This is a genomic window from Modestobacter sp. URMC 112 (assembly GCF_053502575.1).
In genome coordinates, this window is sequence record NZ_CP199957.1 from 1,207,452 (window position 1) to 1,227,715 (window position 20,264).

Sequence of the window (20,264 nt, forward strand, 5' to 3'; positions counted from 1 at the left end):
CACCGGCCCCCGCACTCTCGTCATGGAGGACCCGTGCGCCGAACCCGCCTCACCCTCGCCGCGACGCTGGCGGCCTCGGCCACCCTCGCCGGCCTGCCCGCGGCGGCCTCGGCCACCTCCCGGGACGTCGACGTCCAGCTGATCGCGATGAACGACTTCCACGGCCGCATCTCGCTCACCAGCGGCGGGGACAGCGAGCTGGTGACCGCGCCGGGACCGGACGGCGCCTACGGCACGGACGACGACGAGATCACCGAGGTCGGGGGTTCGGCGAACGTGGCCGTCACGGTCCGGGAACTGCAGTCGGCGTTCCGCAGCACGGCCGGCGGCTCGGCGGCGTCGTTCTTCGTGGGTGCCGGTGACCTGGTCAGCGCCTCCCCGTTCGAGTCCAGCGTCTTCAAGGACGAGCCGACCATCGAGGTGCTCAACGCGATGGGGCTGGACGTCTCGTCGGTGGGCAACCACGAGTTCGACCGGGGCACCGAGGAGCTGCGCCGCATCTCCGCGGCCACCGACGGCCACTTCACCGACGACGTGACCGCCTGCGAGGGCGTCACACCGGGGGTCGACGGCTGCTTCGGCACCGACGAGCACGCCTTCACCGGCGCGGACTTCCCCTACCTGGCGGCCAACGTCCTCGACGCCGAGAGCGGCGAGCCGATGCTCCCGCCGTACCAGGTCTTCTACACCCCGACCGGGGCCCGGGTGGCGCTCATCGGGGTGGTCACCGAGACCACGCCGACCATCGTCGCGCCGACCGGGATCACCGACGTCGAGTTCGTCGACGAGGCCGAGGCCGTGAACCGGTACCTGCCGGAGCTGCAGGCCGAGGGGATCGAGGCGATCGGGGTCCTCGTGCACGAGGGCGGGGAGGCGGAGGGGCCCGCGGCGCTCGACCCGAACGGCTGCGACCAGCTCACCGGGCCGATCACGGAGATCAACGACGCCGTCGACGACGCGGTCGACCTCATCGTCAGCGCGCACACCCACCAGGCCTACGACTGCCTGCTCCCGGTTCCCGGCGGCGAGCCGCGGCTGGTGACCCAGGCCGGCTTCTACGGCCGGCTGGTCACCGACATCCGGCTGACCCTGGACGGGCAGACCGGTGACGTCGACCGCGCGGCCACCTACGCCGCCACCAACGTCCCGGTGACCCGTCGGCAGGCGGACGCCGGCGTCCAGTCGATCGTCGACCACTGGGCGACCCGGGCCGCCGAGGCCGGGAACGTCGTCGTGGGGTCGGTGACCGGTGACCTGCTGCGGGCGCGGGACGCCACCGGCGCCCCGGTGCGGGACGACGAGTCGGTGCTCGGCACGTTCGTGGCGAACGCCCAGCTCGCCGGAGCCCGGGCCGTGCCGGAGCTCGGTGAGCCCGTCGTCGCGTTCATGAACCCCGGCGGCCTGCGCACCGACATCCCGTTCGCGAGCAGTCCGGCCGGGGAGGGCGACGGGAACGTGACCTACCGGGAGCTGTTCGACGTCCAGCCGTTCAGCAACACGGTCAACTCGGTGACCCTGACCGGCGCCGACATCGACGCCGTGCTGGAGCAGCAGTTCCCCTCGGCCACCCGGGACAGCACGCTGCTGCTGTCCACGTCGGACGGCTTCGGGTACCAGTACGACCCGGCCCGCGCCGAGGGCGACCGGGTGTTCGACTGCTCGCTCACCATCGGCGGCGTCCCGGTCGACCCGGCCGGGACCTACCGGGTGGTCGCCAACTCGTTCCTGCTCGGTGGCGGCGACAGCTTCACCGCGTTCACCGGCGGGACCGACCCGGTCACCGGCCCGGTCGACGTCGACACCGCCGTGGCGTACCTGGCGGCGAACTCACCGCTGACCCCGCCGGCCGGCGACCACGCCGTGTTGGTGGCCGCGCCCACCTGCTGAGGTCAGGGCGCCGGTGCCGGCGGGCTACCGTCGGCGCCGTGGCCTCGACGACTGGAGAAGGACCCCTCGACGGACCCCGGGACGGGGCGGGGGAGTCACCACGGTGGGGGCCGGCCACCGGCGTCGGGTCGCTGCCCGGGACCGACCCGGCCGAGGCGCTGCGGCTGGTCACCGGGGAGCTGCCCGGGTTCGCGCACCTGCCCGAGCTGCCCGCCCGCGGACCGGGCGCGGACCTGATCGGCCGGACCGCGGCGCTGCTGGTCGACGTCGCCGTGGACCTGACCCCCGCGGGGTGGCGGCTGGTGGCGCGACCGGGCAACGACCTGCGCCGGGCCCACGAGGTCGTGGAACGTGACCTGGACGCCCTGTTCGAGGTCGCCGCGGACTACACCGGCCCGTTCAAGGTGCAGGCCGCCGGACCGTGGACGCTGGCCGCCGGGCTGGAGCGGACCCGCGGCGACCGGGCCGTCGTCGACCCCGGCGCCCGCCGGGACCTGGCCCAGTCCCTGGCGGAGGGCCTGGCGGCGCACGTGGCCGCGGTGTCCGCCCGGGTGCCCGGCGCCGCCGTGGTGGTCCAGCTGGACGAGCCGTCGGTGCCCGCCGTCCTGCAGGGCGGGCTGCCCACCGCCAGCGGCTTCGGCAAGCTGCCCGCGGTCGAGTCCCACCTGGTCGAGGAGGGCCTGGCCGGGCTGGTCCGCCGGCTGCCGGGGCCGGTGGTGGTGCACTGCTGCGCCTCCCGGGCGCCGCTCGGGCTGTTCCGGGTCGCCGGCGCGGCCGGACTCTCCTTCGACCACGGGCTGGTGCAGGACCTGGACGCCGTCGGGACGGCCGTCGAGGCGGGCACCCACCTCCTGCTCGGTGTCGTGCCCGCCACCGACGCGACGCTGCCGGCTCCCAAGGCGACCGCCACCCGGCTGCAGGCATGGTGGCGGGAGCTCGGGTTCCCCGCCGAGCAGCTGCACACCGCGGTCACCCTCACGCCCGCCTGCGGGATGGCCGGGGCGAGCCCGGCGTACGCCCGCGCCGCGATGACCCACGTCCGCGAGGCGGCGAGGTACCTGCTGCCGGAGTGACCCTCGTCGCCGTTGTGCGCCGATCGTCGTCATCCGGCGGCTGACACGACCCGGGGCGCACAACGGGCGTCGTCACCCGCGGGGGTCGCGCCCGGCCCGTTCCCCGGTTCACCGTCGTACCCGGCGGTTACCGTCTCCGCCGTGAGCACCGAGGCAGAGGTGGAGCAGGAGGCCCTGGGCGGTCCGGAGCAGCCCGAGGTCGAGGCCGCCGTCGACCGGGAGGACGTCACCGAGGTCCCCGACGACGCACGCACCCGGCACCGCGACCTGTCCGAGGAGCTCGACCGGTACGCCTTCGCCTACTACGTGCAGGACGCGCCGCTGGTCAGCGACGGCCAGTACGACGAGCTGATGGGCGAGCTGAAGGCCATCGAGGCCGCCCATCCGGCCCTGGTCACCCCCGAGTCGCCCAGCCAGAAGGTCAACGGCGGCTTCGGCGCCACCTTCGCCCCGGTGCAGCACCTGGAGCGGATGCAGAGCCTGGACAACGCCTTCACCTCGGACGAGCTCTCGGCCTGGGCGGCGCGCGCCGACCGGGACGGCGCGGCGGGCGGCGGATTCCTCTGCGAGCTCAAGGTCGACGGCCTGGCCATCGACCTGGTCTACGAGCGCGGCCGGCTGCTCCGCGCCGCCACCCGTGGCGACGGCGTCACGGGGGAGGACGTGACCGCCAACGTCGCCACCATGGCCGACGTGCCCAAGCAGCTGACCGGCACCGACGTGCCCGAGCTGCTCGAGGTGCGCGGCGAGGTCTACTTCCCGGTCGCCGCCTTCGCCGAGGTCAACGCCGGCCAGGTGGAGGCCGGCAAGGCGCCCTTCGCCAACCCCCGGAACGCCGCCGCCGGCTCGCTGCGGCAGAAGGACGCCCGGGTCACCGCCTCCCGTCCGCTGCGGCTCGTGGTGCACGGCCTCGGCGCCCGGCGCGGCTTCGAGACCGAGCGGCAGTCCGAGGCCTACGAGCGGCTGGCCGCGCTCGGTCTGCCGGTGAGCACCCGCTACGAGGTGGTCCCCGACCTCGAGGCCGTGTGGGCCTACATCGAGCGCTACCGCGAGCAGCGCCACTCGGTCGAGCACGAGATCGACGGCGTCGTCGTCAAGATCGACCAGGTGGCGCTGCAGCGCCGGCTGGGCTCCACGAGTCGCGCCCCGCGCTGGGCGATCGCCTTCAAGTACCCCCCGGAGGAGGCGACGACCAAGCTGCACGACATCCGGGTCAACGTCGGGCGCACCGGCCGGGTCACCCCCTTCGCCTACATGGAGCCGGTCAAGGTGGCCGGGTCCACCGTCCAGCTCGCCACCCTGCACAACGCCAGCGAGGTGAAGCGCAAGGGCGTCCTGATCGGCGACACCGTCGTGATCCGCAAGGCCGGGGACGTCATCCCCGAGGTCCTCGGGCCGGTGGTCGCCGCCCGGGACGGCTCCGAACGTGAGTTCGTCATGCCCACGCACTGCCCCGAGTGCGGCACCGAGCTACGGCCGGAGAAGGAGGGCGACGCCGACATCCGCTGCCCGAACGCCCGGTCCTGCCCCGCGCAGCTCCGGGAGCGCGTCTTCCACGTGGCCGGCCGCGGCGCCTTCGACATCGAGGTGCTCGGCTACGAGGCGGCGATCGCGCTACTGCAGAGCGGGCTGCTCACCGACGAGGGCGACGTCTTCTCCCTCGACGCGGAGGCGCTGCAGCGGTCGGCCTTCTTCACCAAGAAGGACGGCACCCTGTCGGCCAACGGTCAGAAGCTGCTCGCCAACCTGCAGACCCGCAAGGACGTGCCGCTCTGGCGGGTGCTCGTCGCGCTGTCCATCCGGCACGTCGGACCGACCGCGGCACAGGCCCTGGCCCGGGAGTTCCGCTCCATCGACCGGCTGGTGGAGGCCGGCGAGGAGGAGCTCGCCGCGGCCGAGGGTGTCGGGCCCACCATCGCCACCGCCGTCCGCGACTGGTTCGCCGTCGACTGGCACCGGGGCGTGGTGGACAAGTGGCGGCAGGCCGGCGTCCGGATGGCCGACCCCGAGTCCGACACCGGCCCGGGCCCGCTGACGGGGGTGACCGTGGTGGTGACCGGCTCGCTGCGCGACCTCAGCCGCGACCAGGCGATCGCCGCGATCCAGGAGCGCGGCGGCAAGGTCACCGGGTCGGTCTCCAAGAAGACCGGCTTCGTCGTCGTCGGGGCCGACCCGGGCAGCAAGTACGACAAGGCGGTCGCGGTCAAGGCGCCGATCCTGGACGACGACGGGTTCGCCGTGCTGCTGGAGCAGGGCCCCGACGCCGCCCGCGAGGTCGCCACCATCGGCGACGGTACCCAGCCGCCTGCGGAGGAGTGAAGAAGGACCCCGCTGCCCCCCACGCCTCGCAGGCTCGGCGCGGGCCCCTGCAGCGGGGCCTAGGCCGGGGGGAGCCGCGCGACGGTGGCGGCGATCCCGGTGAGGTGGGCGAAGCGCAGCAGCTCCGACCGGCGGAACGGCGGGCCACCGGACCGGCCTACGACGACGGCCGTCCCGGCGTCGTCCAGCGGGGAGGCCATCATCTCGACGGCCAGCTCCTGCCAGCGCTCGGGCACCCAGTCGGCGTCGCTGGGCAGCAGCAGGGGAGTGGTGAGCGGCAGCCAGGGCACCGCCACGCCATCGAACACGGGAGCTGCCTCCGAGGCGGCCAGCACCGTCGCCCCGCCCCCGCCGTCCGGCGCCAGCACGACCGCCCAGCCGCTGTGGAACACCCGGGGCAGCTCCGCGGCCAGCAGCTTGGGGGTGCCGGTGCCGGCACGGGCGAGCGCCTCGAGCAGCACCAGCTCCCGGTGGGTGTCCAGCGGCCCGGCGTAGGGCCGCAGCGTCTCCACCTGCACGCCGGGCACGGTCATCACCGCGGTGATGAGGCTGTCCGCCACCCGGTCGGGAGGCAGCTCGACGACCACGTCGTCGACGGCCACCCCGCCGGCGCGTTCCAGGACGTCGACGGACACGATGTCGATGCCGGCCTCGCCCAGTGCGGTCGCGACCGCGCCGAGGGTGCCGGGCCGGTCGGGGACGACCAGCCGCAAGAGGTAGGACACGGATCCTCCGGGTGCCGTCCTGTGCCTGTCCCGGTCTGCCCGGGCTGCGGTGATCGCCGTCGATCGGGGCACAGCCTCCCGCATCGGAGGGCCTCCTGGCCAACCCCCGGGCGCGTCGCAGGGCGCCGCCGCCCCCGTAGAGTGGCCGGTCGTGGAGCGCAGTCGAGCAAGGTCCGACCGGCAGTCGACGGAGGGTCCGAGCGCAGCATGAGCAGCCTCTCCCGCACCGACGTCGAGCACCTCGCCCGCCTCGCGCGGCTCGCGGTCACCGACGAGGAGCTCGACGTCTTCGCCGGCCAGCTGGACAGCGTGCTCGCCGCCGTCGCCCGGGTCGGTGAGGCCGCGGTCGGCGACGTCCCGCCCACCTCGCACGTCGTCCCGTTGACCAACGTCTTCCGTCCCGACGTCGTCACGCCGAGCCTGCCGCGCGACGCGGTCCTCGCCGGCGCCCCGGCGGCCGAGGACGACCGGTTCCGCGTGCCGCGCATCCTGGGGGAGGAGGCGTGAGCCGGGCGGTGGGCACCGACCTGACGACGCTCGACGTCTCGGCCCTGCAGCAGGCGCTGTCCTCCGGGGAGGTCGGCGCGGTGGAGGTCACCCGCGCCCACCTGGACCGGATCGAGGCCGAGGACTCCCGGCTGGGCGCCTACCTGCACGTGGACGGCGACGCCGCGCTCGCCTCGGCGGCCGACGTGGACCGGCGCCGGGCCGCCGGTGAGGAGCTCGGGCCGCTGGCCGGGGTGCCGGTCGCGCTCAAGGACCTCGTGGTCACCGAGGGGGTGCCCACCACCAGCGGCTCGCGGATCCTGGAGGGCTGGCGACCGCCGTACGACGCGACCGTCACCGCCCGGCTCAAGGCCGCCGGGACGGTGCTGCTCGGCAAGACCAACATGGACGAGTTCGCCATGGGCTCCTCCACCGAGAACTCCGCCTACCGCCCCACCCGCAACCCCTGGGCGCTGGACCGGGTCCCCGGTGGCTCCTCGGGCGGCTCCAGCGCCGCGGTCGCCGCACACCTGGCGCCGTGGGCGATCGGCACCGACACCGGCGGCTCGATCCGCCAGCCCGCCGCCCTCACCGGGCTGGTCGGGCACAAGCCCACCTACGGCGGGGTGTCCCGCTTCGGGCTCATCGCCTTCTCCTCCAGCCTTGACCAGGCCGGCCCGATGGCCCGCACGGTCGCTGACGCGGCGCTGCTGCACGAGGCCATCGGCGGGCACGACCCGTTCGACTCCACCAGCATCGACGCGCCCGTGCCCCCGCTGGTCGAGGCCGCCCGCGACGGCGCCCGCGGTGACCTGTCCGGCCTGCGGGTCGGGCTGGTCACCGAGCTCGGCGGCGAGGGGCATCGCCAGGGCTACGGCGCCGGGGTGCTGGACCGGGTCGGCGAGGCGGTCGCGCTGCTCACCGAGCTCGGCGCCGAGGTGCGGCCAATCTCCTGCCCGTCCTTCGACCTGGCCCTGGCCGCCTACTACCTGATCGCCCCCAGCGAGGCCTCGTCCAACCTGGCCCGCTTCGACGGCGTCCGGTTCGGGCTGCGGGTCGGCGACGACGGCAGCCACGACCTGGACGAGATGATGGCGCTGACCCGGGAGCAGGGCTTCGGCCCGGAGGTCAAGCGCCGGATCATCCTCGGCACCTACGCCCTGTCCAGCGGCTACTACGAGGCCTACTACGGGCAGGCGCAGAAGGTCCGCACCCTGATCACCCGCGAGTTCGCGGCCGCCTACGCCGACGTCGACGTGCTGGTCAGCCCCACCAGCCCGACCGTCGCCTGGCCGATCGGCGCCCGGGTGGACGACCCGGTCGCGATGTACGCCGCCGACCTGTGCACCCTGCCGGCCAGTCTGGCCGGCGTGCCGGCGATCTCGGTCCCGTGCGGGCTGTCCGAGGGGCTGCCGGTGGGCCTGCAGGTCATGGCGCCCGCGCTCGCCGACGACCGCTGCTACCGGGTCGCCGCTGCACTGGAGGCCGCGCAGGACGCCGCCCGCGGCCACCGGCTGCTCGACGAGCTGGCCACCCCGGCGGGTGCGGCGTGAACGGGGCACTGAAGGCCGCCTGGGCCCTCACCGCCTTCGTCGTCCTCGCCGGCGGGATCGCCTGGGCGGTCACCGGCCGGGCCGGGTTCGCGCTGTTCATCGTCGTCGGCGTGGCCACCGGTGTCGCAGCCGCCTTCGCCCTCCGCAGCCCTCCCGGCACGACCAGCACCACCCCCGAGGAGAAGACCCCGTGAGCAGCGACCGCCTCGTCGACCTCGACGAGGTCACCACCCGCTACGAGCCGGTGATCGGGCTGGAGACCCACGTCGAGCTGGGCACCGCGTCGAAGATGTTCTGCGGCTGCTCGACGACCTTCGGCGCCGAGCCCAACACCCAGACCTGCCCGGTGTGCCTGGGGCTGCCCGGCTCGCTGCCGGTGGCCAACGCGGCCGCCGTCGAGGCCACCATCCGGATCGGTCTCGCACTGGGCTCGGAGATCGCGCCGTGGTGCCGGTTCGCCCGCAAGAACTACTTCTACCCCGACATCCCCAAGGGCTTCCAGACCAGCCAGTACGACGAGCCGCTGTGCGTCGGTGGGCACCTGGACGTCGAGGTGGACGGCGAGACCCACCGCGTGGAGATCGAGCGGGTGCACCTGGAGGAGGACACCGGCAAGAACCTGCACGTCGGCGGGTCCACCGGCCGCATCCACGGCGCCGACCACTCGCTGGTCGACTACAACCGGGCCGGCATCCCGCTGGTGGAGATCGTCACCAGGCCGGTCCCCGGCGCCGGTGCCAGGGCGCCCGAGGTGGCCCGCGCCTACGTCACCGAGCTGCGGGAGATCATCCAGACCCTCGGCGTCTCCGACGTGCGGATGGAGCAGGGCAGCCTGCGCTGCGACGTCAACCTCTCGCTCAACCCGGTCGGCGCGGCCGAGTGGGGCACCCGCACCGAGACCAAGAACGTGAACTCGCTGCGGTCGGTCGAGCGGGCGGTGCGCTACGAGATGCGCCGCCAGGCCGCCCGGCTCGACGACGGCGAGCGGATCGTCCAGGAGACCCGGCACTTCCACGAGGACACCGGCTCGACCTCGGCCGGGCGCAGCAAGGAGGAGGCCACCGACTACCGGTACTTTCCCGAGCCCGATCTGGTGCCGATCGCGGCGGACGCCGACTGGGTCGAGCAGCTGCGGGCCGGGCTGCCCGAGCTGCCCGCCGCCCGCCGGGCCCGGCTGCAGCAGGAGTGGGGCGCCACCGCCACGGAGATGCAGTGGCTGGCTAACGCCGGCGCGCTCGGCCTGGTCGAGGACACGGTGGCCGCCGGGGCGTCGGCCGCCGACGCCCGCAAGTGGTGGCTGGGCGACCTCGCCCGGCGCGCCAACGAGTCCGGTGTCGAGCTGGCGGAGCTGGCCATCACCCCGGCGCAGGTCGCGGAGCTGACCGGGCTGGTCGACGCCGGCACGATCAACGACAAGCTGGCCCGCCAGGTCCTCGACGGGGTGCTGGCCGGCAAGGGCGGCCCCGCCGAGGTGGTGGAGGCCGAGGGCCTGGCCGTGCTGGGGGAGTCCGACGAGCTGGTCGCCGCGGTCGAGGCCGCCATCGCCGGGGCGCCCGACGTGGTCGCCAAGGTGCGGGGCGGCAAGGTGCAGGCGCTCGGCGCGCTGGTCGGGGCGGTCATGAAGACCACCCGCGGCACCGCCGACGCCGCCACCGTGCGCCGCATGCTCGAGGAGCGCGTCCTCAGCTCCTGACCCCGCGGGTCACCGCTCTGGTGCCCTGACCTGGTTCCACCCCTGCTCACTCGCCGCGTCGGGTGACGTGTGTCCACATGAGAACAGGGGGAACCAGGTGAAGAAGCGTCCGGTCCAGGAGATCCACTCGCTCGATCCGGTCGTGGTCGCGGTACTGGTGGCGTTCTCGATGTGCTTGCTGCTGTGTGCCGCGGTCGTGTGGCTCACCGGGGACACCTCGGGGTTCCAGGACGTGGCCCTGGTCGTCAGCACGTTCGGGGCAGCCACCATCAGCCGCAGTAGGTAGCACCGCCGGACCGAGCTGGTCGGCCCCGTCGCAGGGCGCGCGGGTCAGGCCCCGCTGCAGGGACCCACCACGAGCGTGCGAGTGGTGGGGGGCAGCGGGGTCCTTCGTCAGAGCGGGGAGTCGGCGTCGGAGGACGGCGGCAGGACCCGCAGCACCCGGTCGTCGTCCTCCTCCGGCGTCCCGGCGCCGTCCTCGTTGGACGTGGTCACCCACAGCGCACCGGCCGGGTCCATGACGACGGTGCGCAGCCGGCCGTACTGGCCGGTGAGGAAGCCCTCGGGGTCCTCGACCGGCCGCCGTTGCCCGTCCAGCTCCAGCACGAGCACCTGCTCGCCGGTGCGCTCGCCGAGGAACACGTAGGGCCCGGACACCGCGCAGCCGCCGAGACCCGCCTCGGCCTCGGGCACCTCCAGCAGCGGCGCCCGCCCCTGCGGTCCGTGGTCGCCGCCGTCGGCCAGGAGGTCGAACTCGTCCGCGCCGGACGGGAGGTCGTCGGTGGCGTAGACCTGCTCGTCGCCGCCCACGCAGAGCGCGGTGACGTCGCTGTGGCCGCGGGAGAACACCGGGCTCTCGCCGACCGGCTGGCCGAACACGTCCACGGCCAGCACCTTCCCGGCCAGCGAGCCGGGGTCACCGGCCAGGCCGGCGTCGCCGGTGTCGCCGGTGCCCACGTAGAGCGTCCCCTCGGTGCCGAACACCAGCCCGCCGCCGTTGCGCACCTCGCCGCGCGGGATCCCGGTGAGCACCGGGTTGGGGCTGCCGCCGAGCGGGAACCGCACCACCCGGTTGTCCGTGGCGGTGCTCAGGTAGGCGTACAGCAGGCCGTCCTGGTCGTAGGTGGGGGACAGCGCCAGCCCGAGCAGGCCGCCCTCGCCGGCTGTGTCCACGCCCGGCAGGGTCATCAGCTCGCGGGCGGGGGAGCGGTCCGGGAACACCTGCAGCAGCCGCCCGGTCTCCCGCTCCCCGACCACCGCGGTGCCGTCGGGGAGGACCACCAGGCCGGTGGGCACGGCCAGGTCGGTGGCCACGACGTTCGGGTCGCCCTCGACCTCCTCGCCGGCCCCCGGCGTCGCCGGCTCACCGGGGGCGGGCACCGGTGAGCTGCTCGAGGGCGGGGCCACCTGCGGGGGCGGCCCCTGCGGGCGCTCCCGGAAGGGCCCGGCCGGCTGGTACCCGGTCGAGCAGCCCGCCGCCAGCAGGCAGCCGGCGAGTGCCGGGGCCAGCCGGCGCCACCGCGCCGCCGCGCGCTCCGCCGTCCGCCGTCCCACCCCGGCCACAGTACGTGCGGCGGGCGGTGCCGTGCGGTCGACGGCGGGCGGGGCCCTAGGGTCGGGAGCCGTGCCCGCAACGCTCCCCGACCCCCTCCTCGGCCCCGACGAGCCGCTGCACGTCCTGGTGCCCACCGGCGAGCTGGCGGAGGCGGCCGAGGCCGTGTCGCCCCGCGTCCGCGCCCACGTGGCCGACCCGCGGGACGGTGCGGTGACCGGCGAGGCAGCGCGGGCCCAGGTGTGGGTGCCGCCGGCCGGCCCGGGCGCCGGGGTGCCGGACAACGGCTTCCTGGCCGGCCTGCCCGGGCTCAGGCTGGTGCAGCTGCAGAGCGCCGGCGCCGAGGCCTACATCGGCCGGCTGCCGGAGGGCGTGGTGCTGTGCAACGCCCGCGGCGCGCACACCCCGGCCACGGCCGAGTGGGTGATGGCCGCCGTGCTCGCCGCGCAGCGGGGCCTGCCGACGTTCGTCCGTGAGCAGGACGCCGGGCGGTGGTCCACCACCGTGCACCGCAGCCTCGTCGGCGCCCGCGTGCTGGTGGTCGGTGCCGGCGACATCGGCGCGGCCATCGGCCGGATGATGGCCGGCTTCGACGTGCAGCTGACCTACGTCGCGCGCACCGCCCGGGACGGCGTCCACGGGGTCGGCGAGCTGCCGGAGCTCCTCCCGCACGCCGACGTCGTGGTCCTCGTCGTCCCGGTCACGCCGCAGACGACCGGCCTGGTGGACGCCGACTTCCTCGCCGCGATGCCGGACGGCGCCCTGCTGGTCAACGCCGCGCGGGGCGTCGTCGTGGACACCGGCGCGCTGCTCGCCGAGCTGACCTCCGGCCGGCTGCGTGCCGCGCTGGACGTGACCGACCCGGAGCCGCTGCCGGCCGGGCACCCGCTGTGGTCCGCCCCCGGGCTGCTGCTCACCCCGCACGTCGGCGGGGCGGTGCCGCAGAGCGGCGAGCGGGCCGCCCGGGCGGTCACCGCGCAGCTGGCCCGGCTGCTGGCCGGTGAGCCCCCCGCCGACGTCGTCAGCGACTACTGAGCGGAGGACGGGCCCTTCCTCAGGAGGCGGCGGTGTCGGGGGCGGGGATGCGACCGCCGGAGGCGGCCGACAGCTGAGGCAGGTCGCGCAGCCGCAGCACCGGCAGCCGGACCTCGCGGCCGCCGGTGGTCACCAGCCACAGCTCGCCGCGGCCGCCGACCCGCAGGCCGCTCACCTCGCTCCAGGGCACCCGCCGGCGTCCCAGCAGCGACCGCACCGTGACCCCGGCGGCCTCCCCGTCGCCGTCCACGTCGACGCCCATCCACAGCACCCAGGCCGCGGCCAGGACGGGCACCAGCAGGAGCGCGGCCGCCGCGGGGGCGGCGGCCGCGACCGGGAGGACGCAGAGCAGCAGCAGCCCGACGGGCAGGAGTGCGGTCCGGCTCATCCGGAAGCGAGCGACAGCCACGTCTCCGAATGATCCCAGACGGGAGGACGACGACCACCGGCTCCGCCACGGGCCGCGCTGCGGGCCTACCATCCCCGGACGTGACGACCGTCGAAGACCGCCCCGCCGCCAGCACCGTCGACGTCAAGCCGCGCAGCCGTGAGGTCACCGACGGCGACGCCAAGGCCCCCGCCCGGGCGATGCTGCGCGCCGTGGGCATGGGGGACGACGACTGGGAGAAGCCGCAGATCGGGGTGGCGTCGTCCTGGAACGAGATCACCCCCTGCAACCTGTCCCTCGACCGGCTGGCCAAGCGGGCCAAGGAGGGCGTGCACGCCGCCGGCGGCTACCCGCTGGAGTTCGGCACGATCTCCGTCTCCGACGGCATCTCCATGGGCCACGAGGGCATGCGCGCCTCGCTGGTCTCCCGCGAGGTCATCGCCGACTCGGTGGAGACGGTCATGTTCGCCGAGCGGCTGGACGGCTCGGTGCTGCTGGCCGGCTGCGACAAGTCGCTGCCCGGCATGCTGATGGCCGCCGCCCGGCTCGACCTGGCCAGCGTGTTCGTCTACTCCGGCTCGACGCTCCCCGGGCGGCTGGGCGACAAGGACCTCACGCTGATCGACGTCTTCGAGGGCGTCGGCGCCTGCGCCGCCGGGAAGATCACCCGCGACGAGCTCACCGCGATCGAGAAGGCGGCCTGCCCCGGGCAGGGCTCCTGCGGCGGCATGTACACCGCCAACACGATGGCCAGCGTCGCCGAGGCGCTCGGCATGGCGCTGCCCGGCAGTGCCGCCCCACCGGCGCCGGACGCCCGCCGCGACGCCATCGCCATCGCCTCCGGCGAGGCCGTCGTCAACCTGCTCCGCAAGGGCATCACCGCCCGCCAGATCATGACCAAGCAGGCGTTCGAGAACGCCATCACCGTGGCCATGGCGCTCGGCGGCTCCACCAACGCCGTCCTGCACCTGATGGCGATCGCGCACGAGGCGCAGGTCGACCTGACGCTGGAGGACTTCAACCGGATCGGCGACCGCACGCCGCACCTGGCCGACGTCAAGCCCTTCGGCCGGTTCGTCATGACCGACGTCGACCGCATCGGCGGCGTCCCGGTCGTGATGCGGGCCCTGCTGGACGCCGGCCTGCTGCACGGCGACGTGCTCACCGTGACCGGCAGGACGCTGGCGGAGAACCTCGCCGAGATCTCCCCGCCGGACCCGGACGGCGCGATCATCCACGCGATGGCCGACCCGATCCACCGGACCGGTGGGCTGAGCATCCTGCGCGGCTCGCTGGCCCCCGACGGTTCCGTGGTGAAGTCGGCGGGCTTTGACGCCGAGGTCTTCGAGGGCACTGCCCGGGTCTTCGACGGCGAGCAGGGGGCCATGGACGCCGTCACCGAGGGCACGCTGCGGCAGGGCGACGTCGTCGTCATCCGCTACGAGGGCCCCCGCGGCGGGCCCGGCATGCGGGAGATGCTCGCGGTCACCGGTGCCATCAAGGGCGCCGGGCTGGGCAAGGACGTGCTGCTGCTCACCGACGGCCGCTTCTCCGGCGGCACCACGGGACTGTGCGTGGGGCACATCGCGCCCGAGGCCACCGACGGCGGCCCGATCGCGTTCGTGCGCGACGGCGACCCGATCAGGCTGGACCTGGCGGCCCGCACCCTCGACCTGCTGGTCGACGAGGACGAGCTGGCCCGCCGGCGGGAGGGCTGGGCGCCGCCGGCCCCGCGGTACACCACCGGCGTCCTGGGCAAGTACGCCAAGCTGGTCGGCTCGGCCGCGCAGGGCGCGATCTGCGGTTGACGAAGGACCACCCTCCCCCCACGCCTCGCGAGCTCGGCGCGGGCCCCTGAAGGGTGGTTCCGGCCGCCCGCCGGCCGGGGGGCCACCCACCCCCGAGGGGTGAGGCGCCGACCCTCCTGCTGTGGTGACCCCACCCAGGGGCCGACAACCCAGCTGTGGACCAGACGCGGCAACGCACATCCCGGCGCTGGCTGCTGGCCGTCCCGGCACTGACCGGCGCGGCCGGCGGCGCAGCCGCGCTGGCGGCCGAGCTCGCGGTGCTCGTCACCGCGCTCGGCACCGCCGCGGTGCTGTGGCGGGCCGGCCGGCGCTCCGGCGGCGGCCTGCACGGCTGGACGCTGCTCTCGCTCGCCGTCCTGCTGGGGCTGGCCGGCAGCGCAGTCGCCGGGGTGCGGTGGCCCGGCGCGGAGACCCTGTCCGCCGCGGTCCCCGGGCTGGTGCACGTCCCGGCCGTCCTGCTCGCCGTCGCCGGTGTGCTGACCCTGCTCACCCGGGCGCAGCTGCGTGCGGGCGGAGCCCGGCTGGTCACCGAGACGGCCCTGTTCTTCAGCGCGGCCATGGTGCTGGCCCAGGTGCTCGTCGTGGGCCCGGTCTTCGAGGGTCCGGGGCTGGACGCCGCCGCCCGGACCGCCATCGAACTGTCCTGCGGAGCCACCGCGGCGCTGCTGTCGGCCGTGCTGGTGCTGGTGTCGGCCTCGCCGGACGAGCGCCGCAGCACCGGCGCGCTGCTGCTGCTCGCGGCCACCACCATGGTCGCCGGACGCGCGCTCGACGTGGTCGCCCAGGCCGGGCAGCCGGTGCCGGCCGCCGCGGCGCCGGCGGCCCTGATCGCCGGACTGCTGCTGGTCGTCGTGGCCGTGCTGCGCGACCGCGGCCCGGACGCCGGGACCGGGCCGTCGACGGCGCGGGCCACGCGGCTCACCCTGGCCGGGCAGGTGCTGCCGCACCTGGTGACCGTGCTGGCCGCCCTGGCCTTCGTCGGCTCCGCCGTGCTCGGCGCCTCCCACACGCCCACGGCCGCCTCCGCGGTGCTGGCCGGGCTGGTGCTGACCGCGGTGCACCGGGCGGTGACCGCCCGGGACGAGGCGCGGGTCGCCGCCCGGCTGCACCGCAGCGAGTCCTACTTCCGCTCCCTGGTCCGCTCCAGCAGCGACGCCGTCCTCATCCTGGACGGCGACCTCCGCGTGACCTGGGCGGCACCGGCGCTGGCGGACGCCGTCGCCGCGACCGGCACCGAGCTGCGTGGCAACCGGCTGACCGCGGTGGTGCACCCCGATGACGCCGAGCCGGTCGCGACCTGGCTGACCGGCACCGTGTCCGGGGCCGGCCCGACCGGCCTGCGGACCTTCCGGCTCCCGGCCGCACGCGGTAGCTGGCGGGTGCTGGAGGCCGGCGTCAGCGACCTGCGTGCCGACGCCGACGTCGCGGCGCTCGTGCTGCACTGCCGCGACGTCACCGCCCGGCTCGACCGGGAGGACGAGCTGCACTCCATCGCCTTCACCGACCCGCTGACCGGGCTGCCCAACCGGGCCGCCCAGCTGGCGGCCCTCGGCAGCCGGCTCGGGGCGCTCAACGACCGGGCGGACGCGCAGTCGCCCGAGGACGACGCCGACGACGACCGGGCCGTCTCGCTGCTGGTGGTGGAGCTGCAGGGCCTGCACGAGCTGCACGACCTGGCCGGGAGCGACCTCGTCGACCAGGCGCTGGTGGAGGTGGCCCGGCGGCTGCGCGGCGTGCTGCGCAACGAGGACCAGGTCGCCCGCGTCGCCGCGGACTCCTTCAGCATCCTGGCGCTGGGCACCACCGCGGACGCCGACCGGGTGGCGTCCCGCTGCCTGTCGGTGATCGAGCAGCCGCTGATGACCGACGTCGGCCTGGTCGACCTGACCGCCGCTCTCGGGCTGGTCCCGCTCTCCGCGGGCCTGTCCGAGCGGGACGCGCTGGACCGCGCGGAGCTGGCCGTGCGCGCCGCCCACGCCGCCGGCCCCGGCACCGTGCGCCGCTACGCCGACTCCCTCGGCGCGGTCCGCGACCGCCGGGAGCAGCTCCGCCGTGACCTGGTGGGCGCCCGCGAGCGGGGGGAGCTCGCCCTGGCGTGGCAGCCGATCGTCGCCCTGTCCGACCACCGGGTCACCGGCATCGAGGCGTCGCTGCGGTGGCGGCACCCGGTCTACGGGGACGTGCCGCCCGAGGAGTTCCTCGCCGTGGCCGCGCGCGCCGGCCTGGAGGTCGACCTGCAGCGCTGGGTGCTCCGCGAGGCCACCCGGGCCGCGGCCGGGCTGCCCGACCACGAGCCGGCGCTCAAGCTGGGCGTGGACGTCTCCATGGAGCACCTCGCCGCCGGGACCCTGGTCGGCGACGTGTCCAGCGCGCTGGAGGCCAGCGGCCTGCCGCCCGAGCGGCTGGTCCTGGAGATCCGCGAGGCCGCGGTCGCACTGGCCGGGGAGCGCGAGGCCGCGGACGTGACGGCGCTGCGGCTGATGGGGGTCCACCTCGCGCTCGACGACTTCGGCAGCGGCCAGTCGTCGCTGTCGCAGATCACCCGGCTGCCGATCGACGTGCTGAAGCTCGACCGGTCGTTCCTGTCCCGCATCGACCGCGACCGCTCCACCCGCGCCATCTGCCAGGCGGTCGTCGGCATCGGCGCGTCCCTGGGCGTGGACATCGTCGCCCAGGGGGTCGAGACGACTGCCCAGCTCGCGGTGCTGGAGCAGCTGGGGTGCGGCTACGTGCAGGGCTTCCTGCTCTCCCGGCCGGTCGGGACGGCCGCCCTCGTCGAGCTGCTGGACCGGGGGGTGGGTCAGCTGTGGCCCGGCGTCCCCGGACGGGTGTGACCGCTCTCGGCGCTCGGGGCCTGCCCGCCGGTCCCCTGCCCGGCGTCCCGGCGCACCTGCCGGTCGCCCCGGCGTCCGCGCCCGGCTGGCCGCGGACGCCCGTCGTCGCCGGCCTGGCCGGCCTGGCCGTCGTCCTGGCCGTGCTGCGGCTGCTCGCCCCGGACACCGGTGGGCACACCGGTCCCGCCGGGCTGGCCGTGGCGACCTGGGCGGTGGGCGCGCTCGTCGTCCGGCACGGCCGGTCGCTGGACGCCGCGGCGGCACCGGTCCGGCGAGCGTTCGCGGTCATCACCGCGCTGCTCGGGCTGGGGCACGCCATGCGCGCGCTCGCCGGGGTGGGCGTGAACCCGCTCGCCGTCGGCCTGCCCGACGTGCCGCTGGCCGCCACCGCACCGGTGGCCGTGCTGCTGTGCGTGCGGCTGGTCCGGTCCACCGGCGGCCGGGTGCGGCTGCCGGTCGTCCTCGACGGCGCCGTCGCGCTGGTGGCCCTCGGGCTGCTGGTCGCGCTGCTCCAGCCGCTGACCGCGGGGACCGACCCGGTGCTGGGCGTGGGGTACCCCGCGGTCAGCGCCGTGCTCTGCGCGGTCGGGCTGGTGACCTTCGCTGAGGTGTCCGCGGCCCGCCGCGCCGCGGCCGGCTGGCTGCTGGTCGCCTTCGGCTCGCTGGGCGTCACGATGATCAGCGGTGCGCTGGCCGCGGCCGCTCCGTCGCCCCTGCTCGACGTCTGTGCGACCACCGCCTACCTGGGCATGCTGGCCGCCGCGACCCTGGCCCTGGCCGCCGACCCCGGTGCACGCGCCGGCAGCGACGACCCGGTCGCGGCGGTGCCGCTGGCCGGCGTCGCCGTCAGCTACTGCGTCGGGTTCGGCACGGTCCTGGTGCTGCTGGCCGCCGGCATCGCCGGCCGGGTGCCGACCTCCCTCGAGGCGGGAGCGGCGACCGTGCTCGCGGTGCTCATCCTGACCCGGACCCTCGTGTGGGTCGCCGACACCGCCCGGCTCACCCGCCGGGTGGTGCGCACGGAGGCCTGGTTCCGCACGCTGGTGCACAGCGCCGCGGACGTCACGATGGTGCTCGACCACCGGGCCCGGATCACCTGGAGCTCCGGAGCCGGCCGCGGGCCGGCGACCTGGACGCCGCGGGACCTCGCCGGCCGCGACCTGGCCGACGTCGTGCACGCCGAGGACCGGGCGGAGCTGGCCCGGGTGCTCGCCGGCGCCACCGACCCGGTGCAGGCCCGGGGCCAGGTGCTGCGGCTGCGCACCCGCGACGGCGGCTGGCGGGCGTTCGAGACCGTCCGGGTGGTGCCCTCGGCGGAGCTGCAGGCCGACCCGGGCGGGGACGACCCGGACGGCGGCGACCACCGCGGCCTGGTGCTGCACCTGCGCGACGTCGACGAGCGGCGCAGCAGCGAGCTGGAGCTCCACCGGCTGGCCTACACCGACCACCTGACCGGGCTGCCGAACCGGGCGCGGCTGATGGCCGCGCTGGCCAGCGCCCGCGGCCGCGCCGCCGAGGGCCGGCCGTCCTGCTTCCTGCTGCTGGACCTGGACGGCTTCAAGGCGGTCAACGACGTCGCCGGCCACGAGGCAGGGGACCTGCTGCTGGTGGAGGTCGCGGCGCGGCTGCGCGCCACCGTCCGCGACCGGGACCTGGTGGGCCGGCTGGGGGGCGACGAGTTCGCCGTCCTGGTCGCCGCCGGGCTGGAGGAGGCCACCGCGCTGGCCGAGCGGATCGTCCTGGAACTGCGGGACGTGCACCGCTCGGTGCCCACCGGCGGCGGCGACCCGGACCTGGTGTTCGACGTGTCGTGCAGCGTCGGGGTCACCGAGCTGGACCCGGCCGACGACGTCCCCGGCACGGTCCGGTCGGCCGACCTGGCGCTGCGGGCGGCCAAGGCCGCCGGCAAGGACTGCGTGCGCTGCCACGGCGAGGCCGCGGACCCGGTGACCGGACGGCGCACCCGGCTCGCCCGGGACCTCCCCGATGCGCTGTCCCGCGGCGAGATGCGGGTGGTCTACCAGCCCGTGGTGGGGCTCGTGGAGCGCCGCGTGCTCGGGCTGGAGGCGCTGCTGCGCTGGCAGCACCCCGTGCTCGGCGAGGTGTCCCCGGAGGAGTTCGTCCCGCTGGTCGAGGACGACGGCCTCATCGTGCCGCTGCAGCGCTGGGTGCTCGACGAGGCGACCACCGCGCTGGCCCGACTGACCGGCCAGGGACGGGACCTGCGCATGGGGGTCAACATCAGCGTCCGGCACCTGCAGGCCGGCTGCCTGGTCCCCGACGTGGTGGCCGCGCTGGGCCGGACAGGGCTGGCGCCGGACCGGCTGATGCTGGAGGTCACCGAGTCGCTGTTCATCGGGGAGCGGGACCGGACCGGCGGGGACCTGACCACCCTGCACGACATGGGGGTCGTCATCTCGCTGGACGACTTCGGCCGGGGCTGGTCCAGCTTCGCCCACCTCGCGCGGCTGCCGGTCGACGTGCTGAAGATGGACCGGGAGTTCCTGGCCGGCATCGAGGACGACGAGCGCGGCGCGGCACTCGTGCACAGCGTCATCACCCTCGGCCGGCGGCTGGGCATCGACGTGGTGGCAGAGGGCGTGGAGACCCCCGGCCAGCTCGCCGCGCTGCAGCGACTGGGCTGCCGCTTCCTGCAGGGCTTCCTGCTCGGCCGGCCCACCGAGGTCGCGGACCTGGCCGCGGTGATCGACGCGTTCGACGCGGACCTGCTCGACGTCCTCGCGGGTCCGGTACCGGGGCCGGCGCCGCAGGACTGACCACCGCCGTCCCACGCCCGAGGACGGCGGTGTCCACTGTCTGGGACGGCCTGGTTGACGCCGGGGCGTCCCCGGGCGCACAGTGTGCCTGTGCTCCGCACCCGTCTGCTCCTCGTAGCCATCCCCTAGCGCGC

At 75.6% G+C, this 20,264-nt stretch carries 15 protein-coding genes; 12 read left to right on the forward strand and 3 right to left on the reverse strand.

Features of this window, described 5'->3' with window-relative positions; translation table 11 throughout:
- The first annotated feature begins 33 nt into the window (after window positions 1–33).
- The 3 genes from ACWIX6_RS05775 (at window position 34) to ligA (ending at window position 5,279) form a co-directional block, all read left to right on the forward strand.
- Window positions 34–1,887 carry a bifunctional metallophosphatase/5'-nucleotidase gene (locus ACWIX6_RS05775; RefSeq protein ID WP_448615888.1) on the forward strand — a complete coding sequence of 618 codons (1,854 nt, stop codon included), beginning with the start codon at window positions 34–36 and terminating at the stop codon, window positions 1,885–1,887.
- Between the two features lie 38 nt (window positions 1,888–1,925).
- Window positions 1,926–2,960 (forward strand): methionine synthase, encoded by a 1,035-nt coding sequence (locus tag ACWIX6_RS05780; protein ID WP_448615889.1) that lies wholly within the window; start codon window positions 1,926–1,928, stop codon window positions 2,958–2,960.
- A gap of 141 nt (window positions 2,961–3,101) precedes the next feature.
- Window positions 3,102–5,279 (forward strand): NAD-dependent DNA ligase LigA, encoded by a 2,178-nt coding sequence (ligA, locus tag ACWIX6_RS05785; protein WP_448615890.1) that lies wholly within the window; start codon window positions 3,102–3,104, stop codon window positions 5,277–5,279.
- Window positions 5,280–5,338: 59 nt separating this feature from the next.
- On the opposite strand, the gene ACWIX6_RS05790 is transcribed toward ligA, so the two are convergent.
- Window positions 5,339–6,004: an ACT domain-containing protein gene (locus tag ACWIX6_RS05790; protein ID WP_448615891.1), complete on the reverse strand. Its 666-nt coding sequence runs from the start codon at window positions 6,002–6,004 to the stop codon at window positions 5,339–5,341.
- A gap of 207 nt (window positions 6,005–6,211) precedes the next feature.
- Here ACWIX6_RS05790 and gatC point away from each other — a divergent pair, with 207 nt between their 5' ends.
- From gatC to ACWIX6_RS05815, 5 genes are all read left to right on the forward strand, one after another.
- Window positions 6,212–6,511 (forward strand): Asp-tRNA(Asn)/Glu-tRNA(Gln) amidotransferase subunit GatC, encoded by a 300-nt coding sequence (gene gatC, locus ACWIX6_RS05795; RefSeq protein WP_448615892.1) that lies wholly within the window; start codon window positions 6,212–6,214, stop codon window positions 6,509–6,511.
- Window positions 6,508–8,043 (forward strand): Asp-tRNA(Asn)/Glu-tRNA(Gln) amidotransferase subunit GatA, encoded by a 1,536-nt coding sequence (gene gatA / locus ACWIX6_RS05800; protein WP_448615893.1) that lies wholly within the window; start codon window positions 6,508–6,510, stop codon window positions 8,041–8,043. The genes gatC and gatA overlap by 4 nt, the downstream gene beginning before the upstream one ends.
- Window positions 8,040–8,237, forward strand: coding sequence for a hypothetical protein (locus ACWIX6_RS05805; RefSeq protein ID WP_448615894.1), 198 nt, complete (start codon window positions 8,040–8,042; stop codon window positions 8,235–8,237). The genes gatA and ACWIX6_RS05805 overlap by 4 nt, the downstream gene beginning before the upstream one ends.
- A complete protein-coding gene (gene gatB / locus ACWIX6_RS05810; protein ID WP_448615895.1) occupies window positions 8,234–9,736 on the forward strand; it encodes an Asp-tRNA(Asn)/Glu-tRNA(Gln) amidotransferase subunit GatB in 1,503 nt (500 codons plus the stop codon). The genes ACWIX6_RS05805 and gatB overlap by 4 nt, the downstream gene beginning before the upstream one ends.
- Before the next feature lie 97 nt (window positions 9,737–9,833).
- The gene (locus tag ACWIX6_RS05815) at window positions 9,834–10,022 is read left to right on the forward strand and encodes a hypothetical protein (RefSeq protein ID WP_448615896.1); all 189 of its coding nucleotides are present in this window, start codon (window positions 9,834–9,836) and stop codon (window positions 10,020–10,022) included.
- 107 nt (window positions 10,023–10,129) lie between these two features.
- Here the strand turns inward: ACWIX6_RS05815 and ACWIX6_RS05820 are convergent, their stop codons facing one another.
- Complete coding sequence (locus ACWIX6_RS05820) at window positions 10,130–11,290, reverse strand: PQQ-dependent sugar dehydrogenase (RefSeq protein WP_448615897.1); 1,161 nt, start codon at window positions 11,288–11,290, stop codon at window positions 10,130–10,132.
- 70 nt (window positions 11,291–11,360) lie between these two features.
- On the opposite strand from ACWIX6_RS05820, the gene ACWIX6_RS05825 reads away from it, so the two are divergent.
- Window positions 11,361–12,323, forward strand: coding sequence for a 2-hydroxyacid dehydrogenase (locus tag ACWIX6_RS05825; protein ID WP_448615898.1), 963 nt, complete (start codon window positions 11,361–11,363; stop codon window positions 12,321–12,323).
- A gap of 19 nt (window positions 12,324–12,342) precedes the next feature.
- On the opposite strand, the gene ACWIX6_RS05830 is transcribed toward ACWIX6_RS05825, so the two are convergent.
- Complete coding sequence (locus ACWIX6_RS05830) at window positions 12,343–12,732, reverse strand: PH domain-containing protein (protein WP_448615899.1); 390 nt, start codon at window positions 12,730–12,732, stop codon at window positions 12,343–12,345.
- Between the two features lie 80 nt (window positions 12,733–12,812).
- On the opposite strand from ACWIX6_RS05830, the gene ilvD reads away from it, so the two are divergent.
- The 3 genes from ilvD to ACWIX6_RS05845 all read left to right on the forward strand — a co-directional run bounded on the left by ilvD (window position 12,813) and on the right by ACWIX6_RS05845 (window position 20,130).
- Window positions 12,813–14,519: a dihydroxy-acid dehydratase gene (gene ilvD / locus ACWIX6_RS05835; RefSeq protein ID WP_448615900.1), complete on the forward strand. Its 1,707-nt coding sequence runs from the start codon at window positions 12,813–12,815 to the stop codon at window positions 14,517–14,519.
- Between the two features lie 155 nt (window positions 14,520–14,674).
- Complete coding sequence (locus ACWIX6_RS05840; RefSeq protein WP_448615901.1) at window positions 14,675–17,353, forward strand: putative bifunctional diguanylate cyclase/phosphodiesterase; 2,679 nt, start codon at window positions 14,675–14,677, stop codon at window positions 17,351–17,353.
- On the forward strand, window positions 17,350–20,130 hold the full coding sequence (locus ACWIX6_RS05845; RefSeq protein ID WP_448615902.1) for a putative bifunctional diguanylate cyclase/phosphodiesterase: 2,781 nt from the start codon (window positions 17,350–17,352) through the stop codon (window positions 20,128–20,130). The genes ACWIX6_RS05840 and ACWIX6_RS05845 overlap by 4 nt, the downstream gene beginning before the upstream one ends.
- Window positions 20,131–20,264: the final 134 nt, after the last annotated feature.

What these genes read in the sequence shown, in the direction of transcription:
- gatC (WP_448615892.1), top strand. Translation starts at nt 6,212, where the DNA reads ATGAGCAGCCTCTCCCGCACCGACGTCGAGCACCTCGCCCGCCTCGCG.